Genomic DNA, 11,526 nt, shown 5'->3' on the forward strand with positions numbered 1-11,526 from the left:
ATCGGGTCCGGTGACCGCGCGGTCCGGGTCAGAGGGCCGGTCACGCGGGTGCGCACGGAACGAACGAGCAGAGGCACCGGATGAAGCTGTCCACCAAGGGGCGTTACGCGATGGTCGCGCTGGTCGACCTGGCCAACAGCCCCGGCAACCTGACCACGCTGGCCGAGATCTCGCGCCGGCAGGACATCTCGCTGCCGTATCTCGAACAGCTGTTCGTGCGCCTGCGCCGCGCCGGGCTGGTGGACAGCGTGCGCGGCCCGGGCGGCGGCTACCGCCTCGCCCGCGCGGCCGAGGAGATCAGCGTGGCCGAGGTGCTGGGCGCGGTGGACGAGACGGTCAGCGCGCTGCACGTCGGCGCGGGTGCCTCGGGCGGGCAGAGCGGGACCGAGGTGCAATCGCGCACCAACCGGCTGTGGGAAGGGCTGTCGGCCCATGTCTACGTGTTCCTGCACAACACGAGCCTGGCCGCGGTGGCCCGCGACTCGCTGGCGCCCTGTCCAGCGGTCCCGGCGATCCTGTCGGTCGTGGACGACTGACGGACGCCGCGGGGGCCGACGACGCGCCCACGCGTCACGTCCTCCGATCACCGAGATTTTCCTTTGAACGCCCCGCTTGCCTTGGGTAAGCGGGAAAAAAAACATCGGGGCAGTCACCATGAACAGGATCACCCTTGCCGCCGCGGCTGCGCTGATGGCGCTGGCCGGGTGCAGCTTTGGCCCGCGGGCGCCGCAGCTTGGCCCGGACGGGCAGCCGCTGCCGGTCGCCTATCGCATCTCGGCCCGCGACAATGCCGAGATCCCCACGCGCATCCTCACGCAGGTCAACCTGCTCAGGGCGCAGTCGGGGATGCCGGCGCTGACGCTGAGCCCGCAGCTCTCCGCCGCGGCCATGGCCCACTCGCGCGACATGTCGGCGCAGAACCGGGCCTGGCACTTCGGCTCGGACGGGTCCTCGCCGCTCGACCGGGCGCAGCGGCAGGGTTTCGCCGGGCATCTGCTGGGCGAGAACATCTCGGAGACCTACGAGAACGAGATCGCCGCGCTCTCGGGCTGGATGCAGACCCGCGACACCCGCGACGTGCTGATGGACCCGACCGCGAAGGAACTCGGGATGGGCTGGTTCCAGGAGCCGGGGAACAAGATCTGGTGGACAGCGCTGGTCGGCGGGTGAGGCAGGGGCTGGGCTCGGGGCGGGTGCGTCGGTGGGCTGGGGCTTCGGCTGGACTTGAGGCGGTGGTAGGGGCAGGTGGGCTGGCGGCCGCGTGATCGCGGCGCGCACTGCGGCGTTGGCGCTATTGCGGCGCTGGCGCGGGGATCCGCGCTGCTGCTCTCTTCCCTTTGCCCAACCGGTCGTGTGAGGACCGGTGCGCTCGGATGGGTATTTGAGGCAGAAAGAAGTCTGTCGTGCTGAAAAGCGGCGTGGACTTGGGTTGAGCCGCGCAATCCTCCGGCCGGACCTTCCGTCGCGCGAGACGGAGAACACCGTGCAGCGGACCGCGCTGCTGCCGCGCTAGGAGCTGTAGCAGGAGCGACCGTGGTGAGGTGGCGGGGCGCATGGGTTGCGGGTCAGGGCGGGTTGGGCTCCATACGGCGACAGCCTCCCACGCTCCTCGCCGTCACGCTCCCCTATTGGTGACGCTTCCCGGCGCTCCGGCGCAGGTCGCCAGCCGCGTTCCGGAAAGACGACCAAGCCGTCAATTTCTCTGTCAGACAAGGTGATGCGACCGACGGTCCATCCCCGCTGCCTTTGTGCGCCAAGCCATCGGCCCCGTGCCCCTGTGCCGTTGCGGGTGACCGTCGTCGCCCTGAGGGGTCGGTTACCGTGGCTGGCGGCTGAACCAACGAAAGAAGGCGGCTTTGATCGCCTCGCCATTCACGGCGATGCAGCCAGGGGCCACTCCTGCGGCGTTTGCGCTGAGCCTCAGGTACCGCGGCCCCGAGCCTGTGACCCTGCCCTCAAAGGGGGCACACAACCGGCGTGCCGGAGCAGACTATCGGACGGCAGCTTCGAGCCTTGCGTCGGTCGGTGATGCAGCCGACTGGCCTACCGCCGCGCCTCTGCCGCTGCGCCATAGGCGCTGCGATGCCGCGCCCGCTGCCAGTGACCACCCCGCCCTCAGAGGAGTTCACCGCTGGCGTGCGGAGAGGAAGATCAAGACGCCCTTTGCTGCGCTCGTCGGTCACGGCTTTGCAGCCGGGGACCCACTCCCGCACCCGTGCACCGTGCCACAGGGGCACCCAGCCCCCACAGCCCCCTCCCTCAGGGGTAGATCACCACCGGCGTGCCGGGGCGGACCATCGAGAAGATGTCCTCGATCTCCTTGTCGGACACGGCGATGCAGCCGGCGGTCCAGTCCCGCGCCTTCTGCGCCGCGCCATAGGCGCCGCGGCCGTGGATCATGATGTCGCCGCCGGGCTGCTGGCCCAGCATCATCGCCCGCGCCTTGTCCTCGGGGTCGGGGTACGAGATCCCCAGCGACAGATGGTACTGGCTGTTGGGGTTCTGGCGGTTGATGTAATAGATCCCCTCGGGCGTGCGGCCGTCGCCCTCGAACTGCTTGTGGCCGATCGGCTGGAACCCCAGCCCGATGTCATAGGCCTTGAGCACCTTGCGGCCCGACAGCAGGAACATCTGCCGGTCGCCCTTCTCGACCACGATCTGGGTGACGGGCGGGCCGTTGTAGGTCTTGAACTTGCTGGTCGGCTTGGCGGCGCAGGCGGTCAGGACGACAAGCGCCACCAGCGCAAGAATATTGCGGATCGACGGAATCATCTCTGCCCCAAGAATCGTTTTTTGTGGTGGTCTTTTACCGGCCATACCACCATCGGCGGTTTCCCGCCAAACCGAAAATGCCTCGAATGTCAGGTTTTGCCTAAGCCTGTCGCCGGAAGGTCGCGGCGATCTCGACATGCGGCGACCAGCGGAACTGGTCGATGACCCTCAGCGAGGTGAGCGCATACCCCCCCTCGGCCATGATCCGGGCGTCGCGGGCGAAGGTCACGGGATCGCAGGCGACCCAGGCCACCACCGGCACATCGGACGCGGCAAGCGCCCGCGCCTGCGCCTCGGCCCCGGCGCGGGGCGGGTCGATCACCACCGCGTCGAACCGCGCCAGCTCGTCGGGCAGGAGCGGCCGGCGGGCGAGGTCGCGGGTCTCGGTCGTGACCTTGCGCAGCGCCCCCGCCGCCGCCCGCCAGCCCGCGTCGAGCGCGGCGAGGGGCGCGGCGAGGCCCTCGACCGCGTGAACCTCGGCGTGCTCGGCCAGCGGCAGGGTGAAGGTGCCGATGCCGGCGTAGAGATCGGCCACGCGGGCGGCGTCGCCCACCGTGGCGCGGATGGCGGCGAGCAGCGCAGCCTCGCCCTCAGCCGTCGCCTGCAGAAAGGCGGCGGGGGGCGGCACGACGCGGGCCCGGCCGAGCGGCAGCGCCGGGGGGCGGCGGGTCAGGGTTTCGGTCGCACCCTCCGCGGCGGTCCAGTCGAGCCGCGCCCAGTCGGCGTCCCGCGCCAGCGCCGAAAGCGCGGCGAGCAGCTCGGGCGTCAGCGGCTTGCCGCCGCGCGCCGCGATGTCGAGCCCGGCCGGCGTTTCGGTCACGGCCAGCGTCACCTCGCCCGCGCGGCTGCCGCCCAGCGCCACCAGCCGGCGCAGGTCCGGCACCGCGGCGAGGATTGAGGGGCGGACGACGAGGCATTCGGCCAGATCCACCACCACGTCCGAGGCGCGGGCGTGGAAGCCGACCAGCGCGCCCTTTTTGGTCCGCCGCCCGGCCAGCACCGCGCGGCGGCGCGAGCGGGGCGGCGAGGTGGCGATGCCCTCGACCCGCGCCGCGATGCCTTGCGCGGCCAGCGCGCGCTCGACCACCCCGACCTTCCAGCCGGCCACGAACCCGTCGCTGCCGTGCATCAGCGCGCAGCCGCCGCAGGCGCGGTAGTGCGGGCACGGGGCGCGGACCCTGTCGGGCGAGGGGGTGAGGATGCGCGGGGCGGGAATGCGGCCGTCCTCGGCCGCGCCCTCGATCTCTTCCCCCGGCAGCACGAGCGGCGCCAGCGCGCGGGCGTCGCCCGCCACCGCCACCCCGTCGCCGCGCCGGCCCAGCCGCTCGACCGTCCAGACGGTCATTGCGCGGCCTCGACCGCCGCCTCGTCGGTGCCGAGGAATCCGCCCGACTGCCGGTTCCAGTAGCGCGCGTAAAGCCCGCCGCGGGCGAGCAGCGCGTCGTGGCTGCCCTCCTCGACGATGCGGCCGGCGTCCAGCACCACGATCCGGTCCATCTCGGCGATGGTCGAGAGCCGGTGCGCGATCGCCAGCACCGTCTTGCCGGCCATCACGCGGGCCAATTCGTCCTGCACCTGCGCCTCGACCTCACTGTCGAGCGCGCTCGTCGCCTCGTCCAGCACCAGGATCGGCGCGTCCTTGAGGAAGGCGCGGGCCAGCGCGATCCGCTGCCGCTGGCCGCCCGAAAGCTTCACCCCGCGTTCGCCCAGATGCGCGTCATAGCCGGTGCGCCCGGCGAAATCGGTCAGCCCGAGGATGAACTCATGCGCCTCGGCGGCCTCGGCCGCGGCAATCATCTCGGCCTCGGTCGCGTCGGGGCGACCGTACAGGATGTTGTCGCGGGCCGAGCGGTTGAACATCGCGGTCTCCTGCGTGACCATGCCGATGTTGCGGCGCAGGCTTTCCTGCGTGACGTCGCGGACGTCGTGGCCGTCCACCCGCACCGTGCCCTCGTCCACGTCGTGCAGCCGCAGCAGCAGCGCAACCAGCGTCGATTTCCCCGCCCCCGAGGCGCCGACGATGCCGATCCGCTCACCCGGCGCGATGCGCAGGTCGAGCGGCCCGACCGAGCCCGCGCCCTTGCCATAGGCGAAGCGCACCCCCTGGAACGCGACCGCGCCCTCGAGCCGCCCGAGCGGCAGCGCGCCGGGCTTGTCGGTCAGCGAGTGCGGCGGGGACAGCGTCTCCATCCCGTCCTCGACCTCGCCGATCGAGCCCCAGATGCCCATCAGCGCCATGCTGACCCAGCCGGTCATCTGCGCCAGCCGCATGGCGATGGCGCCCGAGGCCGCGACGTCGCCGGGCGTCGCCGCGCCGCGCGACCACATCCAGACCGCGCCGCCGACCAGTACCACCGGCAAGAGCCCCGCGACCACCGTCAGCGAGGTGCGGAACCAGGTGTTCAGCCGGCCGAAGACGATGGCGCGGTCGCGGAACGTCTCCATCGCGCCCAAGGCCGCCTGATCCTCGTGCCCGGCCTGGGCGAAGAGCTTGACGGTCTTGATGTTGGTGATGGTGTCGACCACCTGCCCGGTGATCATGGCGCGGGCCGAGGCGCGGCCGGCGGACTGCGCCCGGATGCGGGGCAGGAAATAGCGGATCAGGCCAAGGTAGAGCGCCAGCCACACGAGCAGCGCCACCGCCCCCCAGCCGTCCACCGAGGCGAGGTAGATCGCCGAGCCCAGCACCGCCGACAGCGCGAAGGCCGCGGTGTTGACCATTTCCGAGGCGACGTCGGTGACGGCGCGGGCGGTCTGCATCTGCTTCTGCGCGATGCGGCCGGCGAAGTCGTTGTCGAAGAAGGTGACGGACTGGCCCATCGTCCAGCGGTGCAGCCGCGAAAGCACCAGCGGCAGGACGTTCGGGCCGATGATGACGTTCGAGGTGGCGCTGGAGAACCCGAGGATCGCCGGGCGGAGGATGAGGAAGAACCCCACGAAGGCCGCGATCAGCCCGCCGTGATCGGCGAGCGTGCGGGTGCCGGACTGCGCCACCGCATCGACGACCATGCCGAGCAGCGTGGCCGAGGCGACCTCGGCCGCGCCCGACAGCGCCGAGGCGAAGGCCGCGAGCGTGAGCCCCGGCCAGGCACCCGACAGCGCCCAGCGGAAGAACGCGCCGAGCGTCCGCGGCGGCGGGCCGTCGGCGGGGCGGAAGGCGTCGATGATGCGCTCGAACAGACGGTGCATCAAGGCGCCTCACCGGCAAGAAGGGCGATGTCGATGAGCGCGGGCGCGGGCAGGGCGAACCCCGATTCGATCCACGCCGCCTCGGCCGCCTTGAGCCCGCGGCCGAGCGCGGCGCCGGTCAGCCGCCCGGCGAGGTCCGCCGCCGTCACCGGCAGGCGCTGCCCCTCGGCGGCGGCGATCCGGTCGCGCCACCCCGCGGGCAGGGCGCCATCCGCCGCGCGCAGCAGCGCGAGTTCGCCCGCCCGCGCTTGGCCGAAGCGCCAGGCGGCCTCGCCCAGGCTGCCGGCGAAGCGCAGCTCCTCCTGCGCTCGAGACTCGTGCCGCGAGAGACGCAGCCGCTCGGCGGCCTCGGCGCCGCCCAGCGCGGCAAGCCGCACGGGCCAGCGGGGGGAGGGCGGCGGAAAGTCCGGCTCGGCCGCCATCACCCGCGCCAGCCGGGTGGGGTCGGCGCCGGGCAGGATCACCGCGAGCACGCCGGTTTCATCCATCAGCCGCACCGCCTCGCGCGGGTCGGGGGCGTCGAGCAGCTTGCGCAACTCGGCCCCGATCCGCTCGCGCGAGAGGCGCGCCAGCCCCGCCGCGCCGCGGGCGCAGGCATCCAGCGCCGCCGGGTCGGCGCCGCCCGGGCGGCCATAGCGGGCATGAAAGCGGAAGAAGCGCAGGATGCGCAGGTAATCCTCGGCGATTCGCCGGTCGGCGTCGCCGACGAAGCGCAGCCGGCGGGCGGCGAGGTCGGGTAGCCCGCCGACCGGGTCGATCACCGCCCCGTCGGCGCCCGCGTAAAGCGCGTTGATGGTGAAATCGCGCCGCGCCGCGTCCTCCTCGAGCCGGTCGGAAAAGGCGACCACGGCGCGGCGGCCGTCGGTCTCGACGTCGCGGCGGAAGGTCGTGACCTCGAAGCCGCGCCCGTCCGCGACCAGCGTCACGGTCCCGTGGGCGATGCCGGTCGGCACGGCCTTGAGCCCCGCCGCCTCGGCCAGCGCGATCACCCGCTCGGGGCGCGCGTCGGTGGCCAGGTCGATGTCCTCGACCGGCTCGCCCAGCAGCGCGTTGCGCACCGCGCCGCCCACGACCAGCGCCCGCACCGGCGCCAGCGCGCCCAGCACGGCGCGCAGGCCGGGATCGTTCATGAGCGCGGGCGGCAGGTTCATCCGGCCACCCGGCGCGCCAGCGACAGCAGCACCCGCGCCGTCGCCCCCCAGATGTAGTAGGGACCGAAGGGCGCCACGTGATAGGACCGCCAGCCGCCGCGCCACATCCGCCGCTCGATCCGGTACCGGGCCGGATCGGCGATATGGTCGAAGGGAACGGTGAAGACCTCGTCCACCTCGCCCGCCTCGGGGACCGGGGTGAACGGGCCGCGGATCATCGCCAGCACCGGGGTCATGGCGAAGCCGGTCACGGTGCGGTGTGGCGGCAGCAGCCCCAGCACCTCGACCGCGGCGGGGTCGAGCCCCACCTCCTCCTGCGCCTCGCGCAGGGCGGCGGCGGTGGCATCCGCGTCGCCGGGGTCGACCTTGCCGCCCGGCAGCGCGATCTGCCCCGGGTGGTGGCGCAGGCCGCTCGCCCGCTTGGTCAGCACCAGCCGCCCGTCGGGGTGGAACGCCGCGAGCACCCCCGCGGGCCGCGCCCCGAGCCCCTCGGGCACCGGCCCGTTGAGGTCGAAATCCGAACTCGGCGCGGCCGGCATCGCCAGCGCGCCGAGCAGCCGGTCGCGGATGTCCCCGCCCGGCGTCATCCCCGGGCGGCGTCCAGCGCGTTGCCCTCGGCGTCCACGGTCGCCTCGAACCCCAGGCTCGCCGGGTCGAAGTCGTAATGCGCGCCGCAGAACTGGCAGTCGGCGGTGACCCGGCCCTCGGGCGTGGTCATGTGGCCGATGTCCTTGGCCGAATAGATCGACAGCGTCCCGCGCACCCGGTCCGCCGAGCACGAGCAGCCGAACTCGACCCGCTGGGGATCGAACACCCGCGGGGTCTCCTCGTGGAACAGCCGCAGCAGCAGGTCGGTGGGCGCCACGCTCGGCCCGATCAGCTCGAGCGGCTCGACCGTCGAGAGCAGGTGATTGGCGCGGGTCCAGTCCTCGGACTCGGCGCCCTGCAGGATGTCGGCGGCCTCGATCAGCCCGCCCTCGCCCGAGCCACCCTCGCCGGCCCCCATCGGCTGCGCGGGCAGGGTCTGCAGCATTACCCCCCCGGCCCGCCAGCGCGGGTCCTCGTCGCCCGGCATCAGGCTTTCGCCGTAGCTGAGCGCAAAGCTGGTCGGGAGCTGCTCGGACTGGGCGAAATACGTCCCCGCGCAGGCCGAGAGCGACCCGCCGGCCAGCGGCGTGATCCCCTGATAGGGCAGGTTCCCCGCCCCCTGGTCGATCAGCAGGGCGAAATAGCCCTCGCCGATCTGGTCGAAGGCCGGGCGCTCATCGAGCCGGTCGGCGTCGAAGCTGGCCCAGCCGCGGATGCGGGCCGGGCCGCCGTCCTCGGCGGGGGCATAGTAATCCGCCGCCAGCGTGCGGATGGCGCCGTTGCCGCGGACCTGGATCGACAGCTTCCAGCGCAGCTTGACGGTCGGCCCGATCAGCGCGGCGAGCAGCGCCACCTCGGCCACCATGGCGGCGACCGGGGCGGGATAGTCGTGGCGGGTCAGGATATGGTCCAGCACCCCGTCGAGGCGCGCGACGCGGCCACGCACCCCGGAACGGTCAAGCTGGAACGGCAGGACGGTGTCGTCCCAGGCGATCTGGTTGATCTTGGTCATCTCGGCCTTTCGGAAATCCATCGCGGCCGCTCGTGGGGCGCGGCGCGGTTCGCCCCACTATATAGGCGCCGATCCGGTGAACCCAAGCCGCCCCGCCAGCCCCCCTGCCAGCCCACCCCACAGCCGCCTCGGGCTGGACCCAAATATCCCCGCCGGAGGCGGCCCGCCCGCGACGTCAGAGCCAGCCGGCAAGGTTCTCCTCGACGATCCCGGCCAGCACCTGGATGTGGGCGTCGTCGTCGTTGAGGCAGGGGATATAGGTGAAGTCCTTGCCGCCGGCGTGCTCATAGGCCTCGCGGATCTCGCCGTTGATCTCCTCCAGCGTCTCGATGCAGTCGGCGCTGAACGCGGGCGAGATCACCGCGATGTCGGTGAGCCCCCGGCGGGCGAGGTCGGCCACGTGCTCGACCGTATAAGGCTTGAGCCATTCCTCACGGCCGAAGACCGACTGGAAGGTGGTGTCGATGGCGTCCTCGGGCCAGCCGAGCCGCTCGCGTAGCAGCCGCGTCGTCTTCTGGCACTGGCAGTGGTAGGGGTCGCCTTCCAGCAGATAGCGGCGCGGCATCCCGTGATACGAGGCGACGAGCTTCTGCGGCCGCCGCCCGCCCAGCGTGCGTTCCACCGATTGGGCCAGCGCGTCGATATAGTCGGGGCGGTCGAAATAGGCCGGGCAGGTCCGCACCGCCGGCTGCCATTTCTGCGCCATCAGCGCCCGGAACAGCTGGTCGTTGGCGGTCGCCGTCGTGGCGCCGGCATATTGCGGATACATCGGCAGGAACACGATCCGCTCGCAGCCCGCCTTGACCATCCGGTCGAGCACCGCGGGCGTCGAGGGGTTGCCGTAGCGCATACAGAAATCGACCATCACCGCGTCGCCCCAGCGGCGCTCTGCCTCGGCGCGCAGCTTGGCGACCTTGGCCTTGGTGATGGTCATCAGCGGGCTTTCATCCGCCTCATGGTTCCAGATCGAGCGGTAGTTGGCGCCCGAGGTGAACGGCCGCTTGGTCAGGATGATCCCCTGCAGCAGCGGCTGCCACTTCCAGCGCGGATAGTCGATCACCCGCTTGTCGCTCAGGAACTCGTTCAGGTAGCGGCGCATCGACCAGTAGTCGTGGCCGTCGGGGGTGCCGAGATTGGCGACCAGCACGCCGATACGCGGCTGCGGCAGGCTCGGGTGGTCGGCGGGGGCGTGCGGCAGGGCGCGGGATGCTGGGGAGGTCATGGCTTTCTCTGGCTCAGCGCGTCGGCAAGGCTCATCTGGGCCGAGCCGGGGCGCAGGGGCTTGGGTTGGCTGTCCGCCGGCGCCCAGCCGGTCAGGAACACTAGGTCGAAACCGACGCGGATGCGCCCCGGTTCCTCGGGGTCGGGGGCGATCCGCGCCAGCGCCTCGGCGGCCCGGACGAGGACCGCGCGCCGGGTCGGGCGGCGCAGGCGATGCGCGAGCGCATTGCCCTCGCCCATCGCGCGCAGGTCGCGGGCAAGCGCCGGAAACCCGCGATAGCTCACCATCTGGGTGATCTGGTCGGCTACCGGCAGCGCCAGCCCGGCGCGGGCCAGCAGCCCGCCGAGGTCGCGGATCTCTCCCATCGGCGCCACCCGGGGCGAGAGCCCGCCGGTCTCGGCGATCTCGGCCTCGGCCAGCGCCTCGCGCAGCGGCGCGAGCGTCCGCCCGCCGGGCAGCACGCCAAGCAACAGCCCGTCCGGCCTGAGCGCCCGGGCGCATTGCACGATCTGCCCCACCGGGTCGTCGGCCCAGTGCAGCGCCAGCGCGTGGATCACGAGGTCATGCGCGCCGGGCTCGAGCGCCAGCACCGGGTCGTCGGCGACGATCCGCGCCCCCGGCATCGCCGCGGCCCAGAAGCCCGGCGCCCCGGTCACGACGGCGGGCGCCGTAAACGCTCTGTTAACCTCGGAGAGCCTATCCTCGATCTCGCCCTGCACCATCGTGTCGAGCCAGTGTTCGCGTCCCAGACGCTCGGCCCGCGCCCGCTGGCGCAGCAGCGCGGTGCGGTCGGTCAGCCGGGGCGGGGCCGCGCCGGCGTCGGTTGTGGGCACGGTTCCGGGCGCGGTGCCGGAAGGGGAGGAGGACGACACGGGCATGGGGATCGCTTCTACGGGGCTTCGCGCGGCAATGAAAGCCGCGCTCGGGGTGGTGGTGCCGCCCCGCTGCCCGGGCTGCGCGAGCGTCGCGGCCGAGGGCGGGCTCTGCCCGGACTGCTGGCGCGAGGCCGAGTTCATCGGCGCCTGCGCCTGCGCCACCTGCGGCGTGCCGCTGCCCGGCGACGGGACCGAGGCGGGGCTGCGCTGCGACGACTGCCTGACCCTGCCGCGGCCCTGGGAGCGGGCGCGGGCGGCGCTGGTCTATGCCGGAACCGGGCGGCGGCTGGCGCTGGCCTTGAAGCACGCCGACCGGGTCGATCTCGCGCCCGCGCTCGGCGGCTGGCTGGCCCAGGCGGCGACGCCGCTGGTCGCGCCGGGGATGCTGGTGGTGCCGGTGCCGATCCACCCGCGGCGGATGCTCGCGCGGCGCTACAACCAGGCGGCGCTGCTCGCCGCGCGGGTGGCGGCGGCGCATCGGCTGCCGCTCGTCCCCGGCGCGCTGGTCCGCACCCGCCACACGCCGATGCAGGACCACGGCGCGGTCAGCGACCGCTTCGCCAATGTCGCGGGCGCCTTTGCGGTGCCGCCGCGGCAGCGCGCGCGGCTCGCCGGGCGGCCGGTGCTGCTGGTGGATGACGTGATGGCCTCGGGCGCGACGCTCGCCGCGGCGGCCGAGGCGCTGCTGGCGGCGGGCGCCGGCCCGGTGGCGGTGGC

The 11,526-nt window shown here is 72.9% G+C and carries 11 protein-coding genes; 3 read left to right on the forward strand and 8 right to left on the reverse strand.

The window, feature by feature from the left end; translation table 11 throughout:
* Positions 1-80 precede the first annotated feature (80 nt).
* Entirely contained in the window at positions 81-536 is a 456-nt protein-coding gene (iscR, locus tag ACFHYO_RS06805) for a Fe-S cluster assembly transcriptional regulator IscR (RefSeq protein ID WP_036702025.1), read from the forward strand.
* Positions 537-654: 118 nt separating this feature from the next.
* A complete protein-coding gene (gene dalA / locus ACFHYO_RS06810; protein WP_394319285.1) occupies positions 655-1,170 on the forward strand; it encodes a divisome-associated lipoprotein DalA in 516 nt (171 codons plus the stop codon).
* 1,089 nt (positions 1,171-2,259) lie between these two features.
* Here the strand turns inward: dalA and ACFHYO_RS06815 are convergent.
* The 8 genes from ACFHYO_RS06815 to ACFHYO_RS06850 all read right to left on the reverse strand — a co-directional run bounded on the left by ACFHYO_RS06815 (position 2,260) and on the right by ACFHYO_RS06850 (position 10,767).
* Entirely contained in the window at positions 2,260-2,772 is a 513-nt protein-coding gene (locus ACFHYO_RS06815) for a L,D-transpeptidase family protein (protein WP_081962646.1), read from the reverse strand.
* A 100-nt stretch (positions 2,773-2,872) separates the two neighbouring features.
* Entirely contained in the window at positions 2,873-4,117 is a 1,245-nt protein-coding gene (locus ACFHYO_RS06820; RefSeq protein WP_394319287.1) for a class I SAM-dependent RNA methyltransferase, read from the reverse strand.
* Positions 4,114-5,961, reverse strand: a complete 1,848-nt coding sequence (locus ACFHYO_RS06825; RefSeq protein ID WP_394319289.1) for an ABC transporter ATP-binding protein — start codon at positions 5,959-5,961, stop codon at positions 4,114-4,116. The genes ACFHYO_RS06820 and ACFHYO_RS06825 overlap by 4 nt, the downstream gene beginning before the upstream one ends.
* Entirely contained in the window at positions 5,961-7,112 is a 1,152-nt protein-coding gene (locus ACFHYO_RS06830) for a CCA tRNA nucleotidyltransferase (protein WP_394319291.1), read from the reverse strand. The genes ACFHYO_RS06825 and ACFHYO_RS06830 overlap by 1 nt, the downstream gene beginning before the upstream one ends.
* Entirely contained in the window at positions 7,109-7,699 is a 591-nt protein-coding gene (locus ACFHYO_RS06835) for an NUDIX hydrolase (RefSeq protein ID WP_036709510.1), read from the reverse strand. Before ACFHYO_RS06835 ends, ACFHYO_RS06830 begins: the two co-directional genes overlap by 4 nt.
* Positions 7,696-8,712, reverse strand: a complete 1,017-nt coding sequence (hslO, locus tag ACFHYO_RS06840; RefSeq protein ID WP_036709538.1) for an Hsp33 family molecular chaperone HslO — start codon at positions 8,710-8,712, stop codon at positions 7,696-7,698. The genes ACFHYO_RS06835 and hslO overlap by 4 nt, the downstream gene beginning before the upstream one ends.
* Before the next feature lie 175 nt (positions 8,713-8,887).
* On the reverse strand, positions 8,888-9,934 hold the full coding sequence (gene hemH, locus ACFHYO_RS06845; protein WP_394319293.1) for a ferrochelatase: 1,047 nt from the start codon (positions 9,932-9,934) through the stop codon (positions 8,888-8,890).
* On the reverse strand, positions 9,931-10,767 hold the full coding sequence (locus ACFHYO_RS06850) for a methyltransferase domain-containing protein (RefSeq protein WP_394319295.1): 837 nt from the start codon (positions 10,765-10,767) through the stop codon (positions 9,931-9,933). The genes hemH and ACFHYO_RS06850 overlap by 4 nt, the downstream gene beginning before the upstream one ends.
* A gap of 43 nt (positions 10,768-10,810) precedes the next feature.
* Here ACFHYO_RS06850 and ACFHYO_RS06855 point away from each other — a divergent pair.
* Positions 10,811-11,526, forward strand: a 716-nt coding sequence (locus ACFHYO_RS06855) for a double zinc ribbon domain-containing protein (RefSeq protein ID WP_394319297.1), incomplete at its 3' end; no start/stop codon positions are given.

Origin of the sequence: Paracoccus panacisoli, assembly GCF_042435015.1 — a bacterium.
Lineage (GTDB): Bacteria > Pseudomonadota > Alphaproteobacteria > Rhodobacterales > Rhodobacteraceae > Paracoccus > Paracoccus panacisoli.